The sequence below is a fragment of the Paenibacillus sp. BR1-192 genome (assembly GCF_029542445.1).
GTDB classification, from domain to species: domain Bacteria; phylum Bacillota; class Bacilli; order Paenibacillales; family Paenibacillaceae; genus Paenibacillus_AQ; species Paenibacillus_AQ lautus_A.
Window position 1 is genome coordinate 4,058,910 of record NZ_CP120718.1, and the last position, 16,544, is coordinate 4,075,453.

At 48.1% G+C, this 16,544-nt stretch carries 19 protein-coding genes; 3 read left to right on the plus strand and 16 right to left on the minus strand.

Annotated features, from left to right (window positions below; genetic code table 11):
• Positions 1-31: 31 nt before the first annotated feature.
• The 10 genes from P0X86_RS17985 to P0X86_RS18030 form a co-directional block, all read right to left on the minus strand.
• Entirely contained in the window at positions 32-934 is a 903-nt protein-coding gene (locus P0X86_RS17985; protein ID WP_277746091.1) for an AraC family transcriptional regulator, read from the minus strand.
• 109 nt (positions 935-1,043) lie between these two features.
• Positions 1,044-1,412, minus strand: coding sequence for an iron chaperone (locus P0X86_RS17990; RefSeq protein WP_096774043.1), 369 nt, complete (start codon positions 1,410-1,412; stop codon positions 1,044-1,046).
• 116 nt (positions 1,413-1,528) lie between these two features.
• A complete protein-coding gene (locus P0X86_RS17995; RefSeq protein WP_277746092.1) occupies positions 1,529-2,233 on the minus strand; it encodes an FAD-dependent oxidoreductase in 705 nt (234 codons plus the stop codon).
• A 14-nt stretch (positions 2,234-2,247) separates the two neighbouring features.
• Positions 2,248-4,503, minus strand: coding sequence for an excinuclease ABC subunit UvrA (locus P0X86_RS18000; RefSeq protein ID WP_277746093.1), 2,256 nt, complete (start codon positions 4,501-4,503; stop codon positions 2,248-2,250).
• Between the two features lie 171 nt (positions 4,504-4,674).
• Positions 4,675-5,073 carry an SRPBCC family protein gene (locus P0X86_RS18005; RefSeq protein WP_096774046.1) on the minus strand — a complete coding sequence of 133 codons (399 nt, stop codon included), beginning with the start codon at positions 5,071-5,073 and terminating at the stop codon, positions 4,675-4,677.
• Positions 5,070-5,399: an ArsR/SmtB family transcription factor gene (locus P0X86_RS18010; RefSeq protein WP_009592507.1), complete on the minus strand. Its 330-nt coding sequence runs from the start codon at positions 5,397-5,399 to the stop codon at positions 5,070-5,072. The genes P0X86_RS18005 and P0X86_RS18010 overlap by 4 nt, the downstream gene beginning before the upstream one ends.
• Positions 5,400-5,794: 395 nt before the next feature.
• Positions 5,795-6,571 (minus strand): TerC family protein, encoded by a 777-nt coding sequence (locus tag P0X86_RS18015; RefSeq protein WP_096774047.1) that lies wholly within the window; start codon positions 6,569-6,571, stop codon positions 5,795-5,797.
• A gap of 419 nt (positions 6,572-6,990) precedes the next feature.
• Positions 6,991-7,428: a hypothetical protein gene (locus P0X86_RS18020; RefSeq protein WP_277746094.1), complete on the minus strand. Its 438-nt coding sequence runs from the start codon at positions 7,426-7,428 to the stop codon at positions 6,991-6,993.
• On the minus strand, positions 7,418-7,891 hold the full coding sequence (locus P0X86_RS18025; protein WP_277746095.1) for a MerR family transcriptional regulator: 474 nt from the start codon (positions 7,889-7,891) through the stop codon (positions 7,418-7,420). The genes P0X86_RS18020 and P0X86_RS18025 overlap by 11 nt, the downstream gene beginning before the upstream one ends.
• A 211-nt stretch (positions 7,892-8,102) precedes the next feature.
• Positions 8,103-8,207 (minus strand): DUF6254 family protein, encoded by a 105-nt coding sequence (locus tag P0X86_RS18030; protein ID WP_015735743.1) that lies wholly within the window; start codon positions 8,205-8,207, stop codon positions 8,103-8,105.
• 291 nt (positions 8,208-8,498) lie between these two features.
• On the opposite strand from P0X86_RS18030, the gene P0X86_RS18035 reads away from it, so the two are divergent.
• Positions 8,499-9,371: a hypothetical protein gene (locus tag P0X86_RS18035; protein ID WP_277746096.1), complete on the plus strand. Its 873-nt coding sequence runs from the start codon at positions 8,499-8,501 to the stop codon at positions 9,369-9,371.
• A 106-nt stretch (positions 9,372-9,477) separates the two neighbouring features.
• Here the strand turns inward: P0X86_RS18035 and P0X86_RS18040 are convergent, their stop codons facing one another.
• On the minus strand, positions 9,478-10,398 hold the full coding sequence (locus P0X86_RS18040; protein WP_213578887.1) for an arginase family protein: 921 nt from the start codon (positions 10,396-10,398) through the stop codon (positions 9,478-9,480).
• A gap of 105 nt (positions 10,399-10,503) precedes the next feature.
• Between P0X86_RS18040 and P0X86_RS18045 the strand changes: the two genes are divergently transcribed.
• The gene (locus P0X86_RS18045) at positions 10,504-10,845 is read left to right on the plus strand and encodes a winged helix-turn-helix transcriptional regulator (protein WP_096774052.1); all 342 of its coding nucleotides are present in this window, start codon (positions 10,504-10,506) and stop codon (positions 10,843-10,845) included.
• A 23-nt stretch (positions 10,846-10,868) separates the two neighbouring features.
• Here the strand turns inward: P0X86_RS18045 and P0X86_RS18050 are convergent, their stop codons facing one another.
• The 3 genes from P0X86_RS18050 to P0X86_RS18060 form a co-directional block, all read right to left on the minus strand.
• Entirely contained in the window at positions 10,869-11,708 is an 840-nt protein-coding gene (locus P0X86_RS18050; protein ID WP_277746097.1) for a formylglycine-generating enzyme family protein, read from the minus strand.
• A 166-nt stretch (positions 11,709-11,874) separates the two neighbouring features.
• Positions 11,875-12,510, minus strand: a complete 636-nt coding sequence (locus P0X86_RS18055; RefSeq protein WP_009592475.1) for a glycoside hydrolase family 11 protein — start codon at positions 12,508-12,510, stop codon at positions 11,875-11,877.
• A 307-nt stretch (positions 12,511-12,817) separates the two neighbouring features.
• Positions 12,818-13,525 (minus strand): DNA alkylation repair protein, encoded by a 708-nt coding sequence (locus tag P0X86_RS18060; RefSeq protein WP_277746098.1) that lies wholly within the window; start codon positions 13,523-13,525, stop codon positions 12,818-12,820.
• 703 nt (positions 13,526-14,228) lie between these two features.
• On the opposite strand from P0X86_RS18060, the gene P0X86_RS18065 reads away from it, so the two are divergent.
• Complete coding sequence (locus P0X86_RS18065; protein ID WP_277746099.1) at positions 14,229-15,692, plus strand: Msr family ABC-F type ribosomal protection protein; 1,464 nt, start codon at positions 14,229-14,231, stop codon at positions 15,690-15,692.
• Positions 15,693-15,814: 122 nt separating this feature from the next.
• Here the strand turns inward: P0X86_RS18065 and P0X86_RS18070 are convergent, their stop codons facing one another.
• Positions 15,815-16,036, minus strand: coding sequence for a helix-turn-helix domain-containing protein (locus P0X86_RS18070; protein ID WP_015735752.1), 222 nt, complete (start codon positions 16,034-16,036; stop codon positions 15,815-15,817).
• Between the two features lie 11 nt (positions 16,037-16,047).
• On the minus strand, positions 16,048-16,530 hold the full coding sequence (locus P0X86_RS18075) for a DUF2975 domain-containing protein (protein WP_277746100.1): 483 nt from the start codon (positions 16,528-16,530) through the stop codon (positions 16,048-16,050).
• Positions 16,531-16,544: the final 14 nt, after the last annotated feature.

The window sequence follows — 16,544 nt, forward strand, 5'->3', positions numbered from 1 at the left end:
ATCCATTATTTCCTTAATGACAGCTTAGAAATTAAATTAAAGCTATCTTCCTTACGGCGAACCATAGTTCAACGTAATTAAGACCGTCTCTGCCGCCGTAGATTTCAAATTCCATTCCATCGACTTGTTCATATCCCGCCGTAGGAAGCCACTCTGAGAAGAATCGTCGATATAACGTCTCGATGATCTCATCAAAGCAGTCCCATGTGAATGGATCCGACGAAAAAACAGCCCAAGTATGCGCGGGTATCGTTATGTTCGTGTATCCGTTTGTATTACTGGAGTCACTTTTAAAAGCGCACAACATGTACGGAAAAGAGTCATTTTCCGTTTTTCTGTAACTGCAAACCGCATGTACTTTATATAAATCCTTGTTTAAAAAAGAAGGCAAATCGCCTGCATGGACAGCAAGTCTTTCAACCTCGCCATTAGCATGGCTTTCCTTCCAGAATTCTGCGGGCGAAGCCACCGATTCGCCATCTCCGTTTATTGGAAACACTCTTTCGATTCCAAAGATCTGTAAGGCTTCCTTCGTTTCAATACGATAATTCATAGCCTCTGCCCCTTTGATTGAAATGAGGAAGGAAATCCGAGGATAGGCCTTTAGAGCGGTCCCTTCTTGACGAGCTATTGCTGGATTGACACCATGCAGCATTTGAAAAGCCCGCGCAAAAGAAACCGGTGATTCATAACCGTATTTCAGGGCAATATCAATGACTTTGGCGTCGCTATTCTGCAATTCAAAAGCCGCAAGGGTGAGACGTCTTCGCCGAATATATTCCGCAAGTGTCACATTCGTTATGAACGAGAACATTCTCTGAAACTGATGTGACGAACAGCAAGCTTTACGAGCCACTTCAGCCAACTCAATTTCATCGGATAAATTCATCTCGATGTAATCTAATGCCCGATTCATCCTCATAAGCCAATTCATGTGGTTCCCTCCTCTCAACCAAAGTATAGTTTTGCTATGGCATTGCAGCGCAACTATTTGTGCGCAGTAAAGTTTCGTCTTCTGTTTCTACGGCCTAGGTGCTTTTTTCTCATCGCCAAAACGTCGTACAGTTTGCCTTATCCAGCATATTAAACTCGATCATTCTCTCCAGCAATGAGAAATCAACCGGACGATCCCACCGAATGCGGACTAGCTCCTTGGTGTGATCATAGCCGGCCTTGACGATTTCATCCGAAAACTGATGTATCCCTGCCTTCTCAGGGGCAACCGCCAAGTGAGGTTTGGCTACGCTAAAGCCAATGATAAATGTGCCGTGGTCGGTGAACATTGGCTGATTCCACGCCATTTTCGGCATCAGATTCGGAAATTTCTCAGCGACCCACCCCAAAACTTCTTCGGTTCGGGCCCGATGCTGCGGGTTTTCGATTTTCGCTAAAAAATCTGCAAAAACCTCCATGTTGTTTCCTCCTTCTAAGACGCCAGCTTATGCGGCGTTCATGCTTAAGCTATTCTCTATCCACGATTTCTTTGCTATGCATGGATTCCGCTTTCTACTATTAGTACATTCAATTGCTAATATCCAAAAAAAGCATCCTTTTTGATATTCCGCTTGGATACACCCTTACTTTGCAAGTACGCAGTAACCGACTCCACCATGGATTTCGGCCCAGCGACCAAATACTTGCCATGATCCTTATGCCGGGCGATGAACTTATCGATTTCCTGATCTAAATCATTTCTTGAATCAAGATAAGATACCTGGATCGAAGGATGGCTGGCTATTGCATCAAGTTCATCTTTATATAGATAGGACTTCTTGCTATCCATATAGAGAAGTTGTATGGGTTTCAACTCATTTCCGGCTGCCGTTATTTGTTTTAAAATTGACCGAAAAGGCGTCATTCCGATTCCAGCCGCGATCAGGAGCGAGGGACTTTGAGGATCCAAATGAAAGGACCCTACAGGACCGCTCATTTTCATATGCATGCCTGGTTTTAATTCCAGCAGAGCCTTCTTGAATTCGCTTGGGTTATCCCCGATGCGCGTTGTTATGTTAACAACGTTCTCTGTGGGAACAGAACTGATGCTGAATGGCTTTGTAGCATTCTTCATGGTTTTATGCGTAATGCTGAACAATCCGTATTGCCCTGCTTTCCATGTTAAATCTGGTCCTTTTTCGAACGAAAAAGTGTACACGTCTTCCGATTCTTTGCTGCTCTCTATAAATATCAATTTCCGCTTTTGGAATATGGATAGAAAATCTTTAATAAAACCCATGATCTCCCCCCTCGTTACATCAAATATCTTCCCGTAATCGACAGCTCCGCTTGAGTGATCTGCGCCGGCGTGCCCTCGAACACCACTTGCCCGCCCTTGCTGCCTCCGTCCGGTCCCATGTCGATGATCCAGTCCGCTTGGCTGATCACCTCGAGGTTATGCTCGATGACAATTACCGTATTGCCTGCGTCCACAAGACGGTTCATGATCTCCAGCAGGTGGCCGATATCCGACATATGCAGACCGGTGGTCGGCTCGTCCATCACGTAAATGCTGCCTTTCTTATGCAGCTCGCTTGCCAGCTTGATGCGCTGGCACTCCCCGCCCGAGAGCGTGCTGAGCGGCTGGCCGAGCGTAATATAGTTCAATCCCACATCGCTCATGGCCTGAAGCTTGCGAACAACCTCTTTGAGTTCAAAAAAGTCCAGTGCCTGCTCCACCGTCATCTCCAGCACTTCGGCAATCGACTTGCCGTTCAGTTTGTACTCGAGTACCTCATCCTTGAAGCGTCTCCCCCCGCACACATCGCATGGCAGCTTTACGCTGTCGAGGAAGGAAAGGTCCGTATACAATACGCCAAGCCCTTGGCAGTTCTCGCAGGCTCCCTTCGAGTTGAAGCTGAACAAACCCTGGTTCACCTTGTTCGCCGAAGCAAATGCTTTACGAACATCATCCATTATGCCCGTGTAAGTGGCTGGATTCGAGCGCGTGGATACGCCTACCGCCGATTGATCGATGACGATTGCATCCGGATGCTGGCTGAGAAATACTTCGTTGATCAGGGTGCTTTTGCCCGAGCCGGCGACACCCGTAACAACGGTCAGCACTCCGGTCGGAATATCGACGCTCACGTTCATTAGATTGTGCAGCGTGGCCTCCTTGATGGACAGCTTGCCGGATGGCTGCCTGCAGTCGTGCTTCAGCTGGAGCGGCCACTTCATATGGGTCCCTGTTAAAGTAGCGGACTCCAGAAGTCCGGAGTAGCTTCCCTCATATACGATGGTACCGCCGCGGCTGCCGGCGTACGGCCCAACGTCGACGATATGGTCCGCCACCTTGATCACATCGGGATCATGCTCAACGACAATCACGGTGTTGCCCTTGTCGCGCAGCTTCTGAAGCAGTTCATTTAACCTGTGTACATCGCGGGGATGCAAGCCAACGCTGGGCTCATCGAAGATGTAAGTGACGTCCACGAGGCTGCCGCTCAGATGCTTGACCATTTTGACGCGCTGCGACTCGCCGCCCGACAAGGTATCCGTCTCGCGGTCCAGCGTCAAGTAATCCAATCCGATATCCACCAGATGCTGCAGACGCTCCGTTAACGATTTGATGATCGGTGCGGCGATCGGATCATCGATCTCGCGTATAACGCGGATCAGCTGGCCCACTTCCATGGCGGACATCTCCGCAATGTGGAGTCCATTGATTTTGCAGCTCAGCGTCGCTTGGCTGAGTCTTGCGCCGCGGCAGCTGGGGCACGGACCCTCCGTGATAAATGGCATCACGGCTTTCTGCGTGCGTTCGGACTTCGTTTTCACATCCTGCTTGATGTATTTGTTGGTGAACTTCTCAATGACGCCTTCCACCGTAATGTTCGTTGCCTTACCGGCGAAATCCATCTTTACTTTTCTTGCCTTGGCATACAGGAGATGCTCCAATTCCTCAACGGAATAATCGCTCAGCTTTTTGTCCGGATCAAAATCGCCCGATTGCAGTATCATGTTCCACTCCCAGCCGTTCACCGAATAGTCCGGCAGCATCAGAGCGCCTTCATTCAGCGACTTGGTCATGTCCACCGCCTTGCTCATGTCGACGCCAAGCTTGCGACCGATTCCGTTGCACTCCGGGCACATGCCTTGCGGATCGTTGAAGGAGAATAAATGCGCGGGTCCGATATGGGGCTGACCCACTCGGGAGAATAAAAGACGGAGAATGGGAGAAATATCGGTAATGGTGCCCATCGTGGAATGGGAACCGCCGCCAAGCCGCTTCTGATCCACGATAACGGCCATGCTCAGATTCTCGATTGCGTCCGTATCCGGCTGGGGAACGCGGGGCAGGAACGTACGAACGAACATGCTGAAGTTCTCATTCAGCAGTCGCGTGGATTCTGCGGCGATCGTATCGAAGACAATCGACGATTTGCCGGATCCGGATACACCGGTGAAGATCGTGATCTTCCGCTTGGGAATGCGCAGGGATACGTTCTTAAGATTGTTTTCCCTCGCACCCGAGAGCACGATATACTCCTGATTTGTTTCGCTCATGCATAACATCCTTCCGATATGGGTGATTTAAGCAATTTTTCAAATGAATCGTTCAAGACTTAAACCGGCTGCAAGCAGCATGCAGCCGGTTATATCGATGCGGGCCGGCAGGTTCAATCAACATCCTCTATTCATTTAGCGCTTGGGTGCGTAACGTTAATATGGATGAGGTTAATCTGCCAATGCCTTTTCAAGCTTGGCGACCCATGCACTCCATCCATGCTTAGCCCCCTCGAGCCCATGAACGTTGGAAAATCCGATTTGTTCGAGATGGAGGTTAACCTTTCCGCCTCCTAAATCCTGCAGCGTCAAGGTAACCGTATGTCTTTCCTCACCGGTTGCCCAGGTATAGGATAGAAGATTAGGCTCGTCCACGATAAGCACTTCGCCTTCAACAATCCCATCCCACCATTCTGATGGCTCATGGCGAAACTGAAATCGGTGCCCTACGACGGGTTTAAAATCATTTTCCGTAATCCACTTGGCAAGCTGGTTTGAATCGGTGATGGCTAACCACAGCTTCTCGATCGATGTCTTGAACGGAAAATCCATAGACAATGATAAGCTCATTCATCTTCCTCCTCTAATAGCTGGCTTAAACGCAGCATGTTGGCATTCCAGTACTTGTTGTAAAAAGCCACCCAATCTTGAACTTCTCGGAGTGGCGAAGCGTTAAGCCTGAAACGCGTTTCTCTGCCGACTTTTCGGTCATGTACCAGATCGGCTTCCTTAAGAATCGTTAAATGTTTGGACACCGCAGTACGGCCCATGGGAAACTGTGCCGTTAACTCATGCAGCGGCAGCTCATCGGCTTCAGCCAACAGATGGATCAGTTGGCGCCTGGTCGGGTCTGCAATGGCGTTAAACACATCGCGAGACTGATAGTTCTCGTTCACAACACCCTCTCCTCCATATTACTGCCGAGGGACAGCCGTTCATTTTCCATCCCTATAGAGTGCGGCCCTTCGGACGAGCGTTCGCGGGGCATGTCCTTGCGAATCGAAGCAGCAAATAAACGGCAAATTTAAAGCCCCGTATCCTGCCACGCGTCCATGAAATGGAGTTGTGTCCGTCTGATCAAAGTGTAACCCTATCATTGATAAGCTGCTCCTCGGTGCTGAATTTCTACATATTCGATATTTTTGATAATCGGACACCATTTAGTGACATTTTGATTATAGGTCACCATTTGGTGTCATGTCAATCCATCGGGCTCGGGATTTTTATGAACGAAAAAGTATAAAACGAGGCAGTGGAATTCGATTCCACTGCCTCGTTTACTTAGGTCAACCTAAAGCGGATCAGGTTGAGTGTGCCTTTTATTCGAGGGGGCAAACCAACCGAGAAGGGCGATGGCGACCAAGACCCCGTAGAAAACGATGGTCCAGCCTGTGCTGTGCGGGAAATGATGAGCCAACACGCCAATATCTTCATGGGCCAGGGTGATCACAGCGAGCTTGACGCCGACCCATGCCACGATGGCATATGCCGTGGTCTCCAGTGCCGGCCGTTGAGCAAGCAGCTTCACAAACCATGTGGCCGCGAATTTGATCAGGACAAGCCCTGCGATCCCGCCAAGCACGACAACCAGGAATTGTCCTCCGTCCATCCCGCCGAAATCCGGTAGCGGCGAATCCGGGAGGCCCAGTGCCAGAGCCACAGCAGCAAGAATGGAATCAATCGCAAACGCGAGATCCGCAACCGCAATCTTTCCAACGGTCGGCCAAAAGCCTTTTCCCGCGGCATCTTTCTTTATGTCCTCGCGAATATTTTTGTTTTCCTTGCCAAAACGGGCTTTGATGATGTGCTTTAATCCGAGGTATAGGAGATAAGCCGCTCCAATCGCCTGTATTTGCCAGACGTTCGCGATAAACGATATCGCAAACAGGGCCGCGAAGCGAAATACAAAGGCCATGATGATTCCGTAATTGATGGCTTTCTTCTTTTGTTCCTCCGGTAAGTGCTTCGCGATAACCGCCAGCACAAGGGCATTATCCGCCGATAATAAACCTTCCAAACCGATAAGAATCAGTAATGCCCAGGCATACTCCAACCAAAGTGATTCCAACGGTACTTCCCCTCTCTTATGTTAGAATGTTCAGGACCCATTTGTTGCTTCAAGCTCCACGTTTCAGCTCTTGAATTTTGATTGCACCGCTGCTCCCTGTCGTTATTACGTTGTCAAGTAATGTCTCGTTTCATTCATTAGGCATCATAATGAAAAAAATTTTATAGGTTATGCTATTTTGAAACAAAACGCTTCGCATTATTCGGCGGGCCAAAACATCAAACCACATTTTGGGCTGATGGTAACATCACTTGATCGAACATGGATCGATATGCTCGGGGTTATTACAACTGCACCCTATGGCTAATAACTACAGCCGGCCTTTGGGCCGGCTGCTGTGCAATGATTGATTTTATGAAAGAATACTGGAATCATGTTCAACAAAATCCACAGACCTCTCTCGATATGGTTATCTTTCGCTAGCGCTTACTTGATAGTAGCGTCGAATCCTTGAGCTCTTTTGGTTTCATTCTAATGCCCAAGAGGATGAAGATGACATAAATTACGATGGCAACCGAATCGACTACCGTGTCCGTTAATGCCGAAACATTTTGAACTGCCGTTATGCCTAGAATGACCATCAGTCGTACGATCAGCAGCGATACGATCATCCATGCAACGGCCCGGATTTTCGATCGTTCGCGTTGGAATGCCATGCAAATGAACGCGATACCGAAGACCAGATTCTCCGTCGTGATGATATGCCAGACATACGTGAATATGATCTCGGAATCCAAGGCGATCTCGCTCGCGCGAAGTATCGGCAGTACAGCGGATTGCCCGTTCCAAGCATGCGTAATGGCAAAAAGCACGGCAAGGATACCGGCAATTAAATAATATGGATTCTTAATCTTCATGTCCAAAACATCCCTCCTCGGGTATACCATTCTCCTTCCTGCGAATCGTTTGGTATATCTCGCGAACGAACGCTGCCAGCCGCTGGTCGCTTTCATGATTAAGGTCCCTTAGCGTTTCGGCTGCTAGCTCAAGCAATTGACTGACCTTTTCCAGACGAGCAATCTTCTCGCGCGTTTCCGCATTCTTGGCATCAAGGAACGAAGCTACCTTCAGGCATTCTGCTGGGTCAACCTCCTCCATTCTGTGGAATCCAAACTTCCCCTTGATTTCGTTAAGCGACAAGTCAGCAAACTGCAGGATTTGAATATTCATTAAATCCATGAGGTCACTCCTCGAATACCTGCGGTACCGATTGTCTTCCCGGGCCGGCGATACGATTCCAATTCGGTCATAGTAGCGAAGTGTATCCTTGGGAATTCCAAGGATCTGCGAAACTTCTTGTATTGAATATAATGGTTTCATGCATTCAAAATAACATTGGAGTAAACTCCAGTGTCAAGTCGCTTTTTTACGAGATCACCATTACCTTATGTCATATCTCATTTAGACCTACTAGTGCCACCATGATTAGAAGAACAAACAAACGTCGCGGAAAAGAGTGTTGAGGATAAAAAAGACTGCCGGTACCTTTCACCGGGCAGTCTTTTGATTTCCAAGTAGTATGCTCTCCAACCTATTCGCTGGACAGTTCCTTGAGCGATTTGATTTTACCATGGGGATGCTGTTCTTGCTTACGCGACTTCCAGGCAGCTTCTTTCCTTCTCTTCTGGTGAGCCATGACAGATATCCTCCTTTGGAAACAGAGATGTATACTACCATCTTATATTGTCATTCCCCGGCTTGGTTCATTCATGAAAATAGGATGCACAACACCACGCGTTATACTCGCGTGAAGCCCAGGACCTTCAAGGCATTATGAAGCTCATTGGATCGCTCATCTCTCGCTCAATTCCTGCTTGGTCCTTTAAGCGCATGTCCTACGCTGCTTGTTCCGTTTATAATGGAATAATGACAACCCGTCGTTACCGGAAGAACGGATGCAACCCGCGTCGAATGAAAGGAGCAATCCATGGACAACAAACAAATGCGCATGTTGAAAAAGCTGTATCACCATACCAATTACAACTATGACCGGGAGCGTGAGGTAAGCGTATATAATACAGAAACGCTTACTGCGGCAGAGCAGGAGCTGCTGGAGGCCAGCGGATGGGTCGTAAACGATCTGCAGTATATTCGGCATGACGAAATCATAGGCCGACTGATCGAGCTGCGTTCGAACGTTCGCTTGACCTGGTCCAGCATAGGCAAGGCCTTTGTTGCTGGGGTGGGTGGAAGCTGGCCCCGAGGCATATCCACGCTGGCCAGTTATCACGCCATGATTCATGCACGCCCCCACGCTTACGAGGAACCCGAATGGCTTCGGGCTTGCAAGGTCTGTGGCTTCAGCCACAGCCATGAAGGCTGGGACAATCTGTCTTACATACGTTACGCGATGCATTTGGGCAACAATTACAGCGGATCAAGCTTCGGCGCATACGTGGATATGGCCGAGTTGGTCGAACTGCTGGAGCAAGAGCCCGTTGAGGCAACGGACAATGACAAGCACGCCTTCAGACAGCTGCTGCAGAGCTTGGACCGGGCCGAGGCTGGCGAAACGCCAGGGCAGTATGAAAAGCGGTTAACCGGCGAAAAAATCTTGAAGGGTCATGCGGGCATTCGCCGTGGCATGCTCCAGGCGCTAGCCAGGGTCGGCGTGCTACCCAACCGCATCCTGGAGCTCTCTCAGGACCGCTGGACGGACACGGCAACCATCATACATGCCGAGTTTGAACTGGACAACACCAAGGGCCGTTCCGACATGGAGATGCCTTGGGCTGGCTGGCAAGGCAGCTTGGGCGTCGATTGGAACAAAGCCCGCACGATTTTCGGCGATTGGGTTTGAATGTCGGTTCAGGAGGTTTCCTATTAAGTTTCGCAGGAAGCCTCCTTTTTGATCATGGCGACTTCTGTCCCGTATGATCCATCTATGATAAAACGGTTTATGGCTTTTAGTTATTTAAAATAGGCATCTCGCCCAGCAGTTTCTTCAAATAGATAGAATCCCATGGCAGATGCTCCGTGATCCCTAAACCCACGACATCGGTCTCTTCAGACAGTTCCTTCAGCAGATGAAGCAGTTGGGGCAATTGCATGGTTCCCTGAGGAGATAAATTAAAGGGTTCTTCAGGGTTCGCGAACAGCAAAGACCGGAATGCCTTGGGATCAAGCACGTCCAGATCGAGGTGAATCGCCAGGTGCTTAATGCCGCGTTCTTTAATCCACGCTTTAATAGACGAAGTACTGTTCTTCAACTCCTCGGTGCCAGCAGTACGAATGCCCAGCCTCTGAATCATGTCCGTGTCCTGCTCCGCAAAACCGATGCCTAGCTTTTGGAATCCTTCCGAGATCACCTTGGCTTCTTGTTCGGTAGGCGTTGCTAATCCTGCAATAAAGACGTTTTCGGGTTTTAGAGGGATGTTCACATGTTTGGCAAACTCCTCATCCCCTTCTCCCAACAGATTCCCAAGCGGTACCGTATGCCCGTTGTCATAGCCTACATACCTCACCAAATCACTGTGAGCATCGATCCAGATTAAACCTAACTCCCCGTCGTATCGTTCGTTCAAATAGGCAAAAGGAGCTTGTTCGACCAAGCAGTCGCCGCCAAACATGACAATGCGATCCGGCTTATGTGCATGGATAAGATGATGAGCCGCCTTTAACTGTTCGAGCAGCTGTGTTCTGCCATTCATACCGTTCTCGTTTTCAAGAGGCGTTCCATCATAGGTTTGGACGGGAACATGGATAAGGGGTTGATCATTATCCGGAGCCAGCCAAGCAAGCAGTTCGGCTCCAAAAGAGTAGTTGGGGTTGTTCCCCCCTTGCCATTGCGGCATTAACAGGCGTATCGTTTTCGTTTTTTTAGTCATGCTGTCGTCTCCTTTACTTCAAAGTAAAGTTAGTATAGACTGAGCACAAATAAAAAAGTAGTACGCACTTATTTGAAAGGTACTACCCGAAAGGATAGTGTAAATATGAGCATGGCTGAATTTAAAGGTAAAGTTAAGAATATTCAAGATACGCCTTTTGGTTATACGGTGTCCGTGATCGGCGGCAAATGGAAAATGGTCATTATCTACCTTCTTGCAGAAAACCAAACGGTCCGCTTCAATGATCTGAAAAGACAGATCGGCGCCATTACTTACAAAACATTGAGTTCGCAGCTTAAGGAATTGGAGGCGGACGGACTCGTGAAACGGAAAGAATACCCTCAAGTCCCCCCTAAAGTCGAGTATAGCCTCACGGATAAAGCGGTAACGCTATTACCCGTTTTGGAAGGGTTATGCGAATGGGGAGTAAAGAATCAATACGAATAAAATCGTAACGGCTGGCTCCTTGACTACGCTCCGCGAACGACCCGAAACCCTTGATCCGGGCCAAAGCCATTGGCATCGAATTTGCCTACGAACGAGATCTCGTTGTTGCTGACGTCGCCGATCCAGCCGCCGCCCTTCACCACCCGAAAGATGCCGCTCTGGCTGTTCGAGTCGCTGTACCAGTCCCAGCACCACTCCCTAACGTTGCCTGACATATCGTATATGCCTAACTCGTTGGGCTTCTGGGTGCCGATCGGTTTGGTTTGATTATGGTTGTTCTCGATGACGGGCCAGTTCCAATCTCCGGTTAAGTATTGATCTCCGGCGTTTCTCCAATACCATGCAACCTCGTCGGCATTATGGCTTCCGCTGTATGCGTAACCCTTGCTAGCCTGGCCACCGCTTGCAGCATATTCCCACTCCGCTTCAGTAGGCAGCCGGTAGCCGTCAGCTCCCTCATTGATCGTGACGGTCCATTTGATATGATCATTATCATTCTTATTATTTGCGTCTTTTTCATCCTTGTGGATGTTGTAATACGGTTCGAATCCTTCCTGTATGCTTCTTCGATTGCAGTACTCCACAACGTCATACCAACTCACCATTTCAACCGGCAATTGATCCCCTACGAATTCCGAGGGATTGCTCCCCATGACTTCTTCCCACTCTTTTTGAGTGACCTCATATTTGCCGATATAAAAGCTCGATAACGACACGCTTTGTCCAGCGTGGTTGGACTTGTCGTTCTTAATAGGCCCGCCTTCTACGAACACAAGATCTTCCTTCTTATCAGGTTTATCCTGCGAACAGGCGCCGATCACAAGCATTGCTGCTATGAAAAGAAACATGAATAGCTTTCTCATGGATAGATCTCCTTTAAGCTGATAGAAGAACCGATAAGTCATGCCCCGGTCTGCAACTCGCCTCCGGCAACGTCGAGGCCGCTGCTCAGACAGAGAACGGCCTGCAACGCATCCGGATAACGGTTTGGTTAGGATGACGGCTTACTTATGATTGATGGTCAGGAAGTTACCACACCGTTACGTTGGAGCTCCCGCTGCTTTGATATCCCTCTGTCGCTAACACCTGGTAAGACCAGCTGCTTCCCAGATTCATTCCTTTGCTTGCCCATGCGTTCACGTGGTTGCTGAACGTGATGCTGGAGTTTACGCCTGTAGCTCTCTTCGATTGCCGAACGCTCCAATACTGGGCAAATGTTTGTGTGCCGTCAATCGAGGGCGCGTTGTATCGCATCGTTGTATAGATGTCATAGGTGCCCCCATCGCTGGTCACGGTGCCTTTATGCGTTCCGGTAGGCCGGTAAGTCCCCCAGCTGTCAACGACGTAATATTCGATCAGCGAGTTTCTCGTCCAGCCGTAGAGCGTCAAATACCCGTTGCCGGAAGGCGCCCAGACGCCGGCATTGTAGTTAATCGTCCGGTTCGGCGATCCGGTATTCCAGCCTTTGCCGACAACGAAATTCCCGGTATTTTGCCACGTTACGCTGTAATTGCCTCCGGAGCCGTTAACGGCATTGACCGTGCCGCCGCCATCGGTCCAATTCTGCCAGTAGTCCGTCGCTGCGTTTGAGGTTGTTGCAAACAAACCAAAACTCATGGAAGCTGCCAGCACCAGCGTCATTACCTTTTTACTAAACTTAATCATAATCTACCTCCTCTTTTGTGTTTGCTCTGTACAACCAAATGTCGAACGATTCTCTTTTTTTACTTTTACCTCCTTTCTAAACAAATTATAGAATGACAGCGGTTACATAAAAAATTAACAAATTAAATATGATGTCTAGATTATCTTGGTAATTATAGTAAGTAATGGGGCGATCAGGATTCGTTGATAACTTGCCGCTTACCTTGCCGATAACATAAACAAAAAAAAGCCGCGTTTACCGCGACTTATGCATGCTTATATTTTGTCCCTATTCGATTGAGCTCGATTCTTCCTATTGCAGACGTTCCTAACACCTTACATATTTGCGTTTAAATCCGATCTTCCCTCTCTCGATCTCTTTTTGAATATTGTCGGAAGCCAGCAGGATGCTGCTCTTCTTCTTGTCCCTTTTGATTTCGACTGGTCCGACGGCCTTCGCGATTTCTACCGCCTTATCATGGCTTGGCAAATAAGAAACCCCTACAGTGTACATAAAATTGTTCATAGCGGATTTCGTTCGTTCAGGGGAGTCGTGGATCGTGTTTTTCACCTGTTCGAGCATGCTCTCGATCTTGACGGTATCAAATGCAGCGTCCGCACGGTTACCCAAAAGCCAGCAGTAGCAGCTCCAGCCTGCCGACATTTTAAGCTCTTCACCGCTAGCGATCCACTTATCGGCAACAGCTTGCGCAATTTCCGTTTCGGCCAAAGTCACGGCAACCACATAATCTGACAACATATAAAAATAAGCGCGATCCATCCAACGATCGAAATCGGCTTCCGTCATGATCATGGGGTCTGCAATAATGCCGGCAAAATACATCGCATCATAATTGCCGGTGGCGTAAAGCTGCTCTGCTAAAGGTTGATTTTTCTTGATTTGCTTTGCTAATGGCTTCATTGCGCCAGTAGCAACCCCAAAAAGCGGCTCCTGCGCACCATTGCTCATATAGGTTTTTTTAATCCGTTCCTTGCCGAGTGCCTCCAGTTCCTGCATAACCACGTCGAATTCCAATATAATCCACTTCCTTTTTTGTACAGTATTCATTCACAAATCACGAAGATATCCGGGTAAGGATGGAAATATATTAATTACGAAGAATTATATCATAAGTCGGCTTGTGCAGCCTTACCACCAAAGTTAACCATGTTGCGTCTTTCTCTTTAAAAACACCCCGCTTCTCCTTATGGTGGACTGACCCATCTTCATTGACAGGTATAGCCGTCAATGTTAGAATTCAACGTATCATTGATGAGGAGGCTCGTGATCTATGTTACATTCCATGCGTATAAGATAAGCTGGCAATCAAAAAAGCGGATGTTCCAACCACAAATGTGGGCTTTTTTTGAGCTGCTTATTTCCTGCGTATGTAGACATAGATTGCGACACGGTTAGCTTTTTTGCTATGCCTTTGTGTCGCCATCTTCTCTCGTTATCCATGCAGATTTAAGCCCCGTTGTGGACTCGCATCTGCATTTTTTATTGCCAAAAAACGGCCGAACATCGGACATGGTACAATCCAACCTCATGGGAAACGACATCCCTGCGATTTGGGCTGGACAGGTGTTTTTTTCTCTATTAGGCGTATGGTCAATAAAAACGTAAAGGGGCAAATCTTATGAGATCCATGCATTGGTTCTTCTTTATTTAATCCTCTCTTCTTCAATCGCAGGCGATCCTGCGAACAGAAACTGCGATTTTTGAAGGAGGAATCCATATGGGATTTTTGATAAAAGCAAAAGATATGGTTGTGGAATATTCGGGGCGCGATGTACTGGACATTGATGGACTGGAGCTTTACGACTATGACCGAATCGGTCTCGTAGGCGCGAACGGAGCAGGTAAAAGCACACTGCTAAAAGCCTTGCTGGGGGAAATTCCTTTGTCCCAAGGTACTGTCATTCGGGAAGGCAACTTCCGTTATATTCCCCAATTGGATGATGTCATTGTACAGGAGATTCAAGATTACGCTTTAATCGGCAAGCTGGGAATTGAGAGCTGTGAAGCGGAATATATGAGCGGCGGTGAAGAAACACGGCTAAAAATAGCACAGGCCCTCTCCGGAGAGGTGCACGGAATTTTTGCCGATGAGCCGACATGTCACCTGGATCGGGATGGCATAGACTTTCTGATCCACCAGCTTAAATATTATTCCGGCGCCTTGCTCATCATCAGTCACGACCGTTATTTCCTTGACCAAGTCGTCGATAAGATCTGGGAGTTGAATGAGGGGAAAATCACGGAGTACTGGGGCGGATATTCCGATTTCCTGCGCCAAAAAGAAGAGGAGCGGCATAGTCAGGCTGAAAAATACAAGCAATTTACTGCGGAACGGGAGCGGCTGGAGAAAGCCATTACCGAAAAGCTTAGCCAGGCTCGAAAAGTGGATCAAAAGGCCAAAGGCGCTTCACGAAAAAACAGCTCCGAAGGCGGCGGCCGCCTGGCTCATCAAAAATCGACGGGAAGCAAACAGAAAAAGCTCCATAATGCCGCTAAAAATATGGAGCATCGAATCGAAGCGCTTGGTGAGGTGAAACCTCCTGAAGCCATGCGATCCATCCGTTTTCGGCAAAGCAAAGCCTTGGAGCTTCATCATCCGTTTCCGATTACAGGGAAAGACATTTGCAAACAGTTTGAGGGCAAGGAAATTTTCGAGGAGGCCTCCTTCCAGTTTCCATTGGGCGCCAAGATCGCGGTCACCGGCGCGAATGGATCCGGGAAAACGACGCTTTTCAAGATGATACTCCATCGTGAGCATGGTATTTCCGTATCCCCTAAAGCGGAAATCGGCTATTTTGCCCAAACGGGTTACAAGTTTGATCGTGATCAAGGGGTTATGGAGTTCATGTTGGAAGACAGTGATTATGAAGTGTCGGACATCCGAGCCGTTCTGGCATCGATGGGATTTTCTCAACAGGACGTAAGAAAGTCTTTATCCGTGTTGAGCGGCGGAGAAATCATGAAATTGCAGCTTGCCAAAATGCTGTTAGGACGGTACAACATCCTGCTGATGGATGAACCCAGCAATTTTCTGGATCTTCCTGCGGTGGAAGCGCTTGAACAATTGATGAAGCACTATGCGGGAACGATCATATTCATATCGCACGATGTCCGTTTGATCGAGAATGTAGCCGATACCGTATATGTAATCGAGGACAAAAAAATCATTCAGAGGGCTTAATCACCGATCGCTCTTCAAGCGGATGATAGGGTATGTTGTTTCGCTGTTTAAACCGTTTGGCTTAGGGCAGCCTTTTATGGCGGGTCCTAAGCCTTTCTGCGTTTAATTAGGATGCTCCATTTTTATTCCAGCTGGTCTTCGTCCATTCGATATTCTAAAATATCTCCGGGCTGACATTCCAAAGCCTTACAAATCGCCTCTAATGTCGATAATCGAATCGCTTTCGCCTTTCCGTTCTTCAATATGGAGAGATTGGCCATCGTTATTCCAACCTTCTCCGAAAGCTCCGTAACGCTCATTTTTCGTTTAGCCAGCATCACATCGATATTGATTATTATGGCCATGTCGTTTCACCTCAGATTATTAAGTCGTTTTCCGATTTGATATCAATCGCTTCTTGTAACAGCCTTTGAAGGACGGCGGCTAAAACGGCAATCACCATGGAGGCGAAAATCAAGACCAATCCGATCAAGATGATGCCCGGGGCATCGTCTTTCTCCGCGACAAGATAGAACAGCGGCAGGCCAACCACGAACAAGCTGCTGATTGTGATTGCACAGTATTTTATACGCTTTAAAGCTCGTACAGACCATTCCGAGAACGCCTTGTTCTTATCAATATAACTTAAAAGCTTAAAGGCTTGATACAGCGCATAGTAAAACGGGATCGCCGCGGCATAAAAATCGATGAATACCAGATATTTAATATAACTCATATCCGGATACAGCTCGGCAGCAAAATTCGCGATCTCCGGCACCAAAAAGATGCACAAAGCAAGAATCGGAATACCGATAAGAATAACAGCCACCTTTAAAAAGAGCGTTGAAACTTGTTTCATTAAGAGCACCTCAC

Coding starts and splice junctions, on each gene's coding strand:
- P0X86_RS17985 (WP_277746091.1), bottom strand. CDS start 934: ATGAATTGGCTTATGAGGATGAATCGGGCATTAGATTACATCGAGATG.
- P0X86_RS17990 (WP_096774043.1), bottom strand. CDS start 1,412: ATGGAGGTTTTTGCAGATTTTTTAGCGAAAATCGAAAACCCGCAGCAT.
- P0X86_RS17995 (WP_277746092.1), bottom strand. CDS start 2,233: ATGGGTTTTATTAAAGATTTTCTATCCATATTCCAAAAGCGGAAATTG.
- P0X86_RS18000 (WP_277746093.1), bottom strand. CDS start 4,503: ATGAGCGAAACAAATCAGGAGTATATCGTGCTCTCGGGTGCGAGGGAA.
- P0X86_RS18005 (WP_096774046.1), bottom strand. CDS start 5,073: ATGAGCTTATCATTGTCTATGGATTTTCCGTTCAAGACATCGATCGAG.
- P0X86_RS18020 (WP_277746094.1), bottom strand. CDS start 7,428: ATGAAGATTAAGAATCCATATTATTTAATTGCCGGTATCCTTGCCGTG.
- P0X86_RS18025 (WP_277746095.1), bottom strand. CDS start 7,891: ATGAAACCATTATATTCAATACAAGAAGTTTCGCAGATCCTTGGAATT.
- P0X86_RS18030 (WP_015735743.1), bottom strand. CDS start 8,207: ATGGCTCACCAGAAGAGAAGGAAAGAAGCTGCCTGGAAGTCGCGTAAG.
- P0X86_RS18035 (WP_277746096.1), top strand. CDS start 8,499: ATGGACAACAAACAAATGCGCATGTTGAAAAAGCTGTATCACCATACC.
- P0X86_RS18040 (WP_213578887.1), bottom strand. CDS start 10,398: ATGACTAAAAAAACGAAAACGATACGCCTGTTAATGCCGCAATGGCAA.
- P0X86_RS18045 (WP_096774052.1), top strand. CDS start 10,504: ATGAGCATGGCTGAATTTAAAGGTAAAGTTAAGAATATTCAAGATACG.
- P0X86_RS18050 (WP_277746097.1), bottom strand. CDS start 11,708: ATGAGAAAGCTATTCATGTTTCTTTTCATAGCAGCAATGCTTGTGATC.
- P0X86_RS18055 (WP_009592475.1), bottom strand. CDS start 12,510: ATGATTAAGTTTAGTAAAAAGGTAATGACGCTGGTGCTGGCAGCTTCC.
- P0X86_RS18065 (WP_277746099.1), top strand. CDS start 14,229: ATGGGATTTTTGATAAAAGCAAAAGATATGGTTGTGGAATATTCGGGG.
- P0X86_RS18070 (WP_015735752.1), bottom strand. CDS start 16,036: ATGGCCATAATAATCAATATCGATGTGATGCTGGCTAAACGAAAAATG.
- P0X86_RS18075 (WP_277746100.1), bottom strand. CDS start 16,530: ATGAAACAAGTTTCAACGCTCTTTTTAAAGGTGGCTGTTATTCTTATC.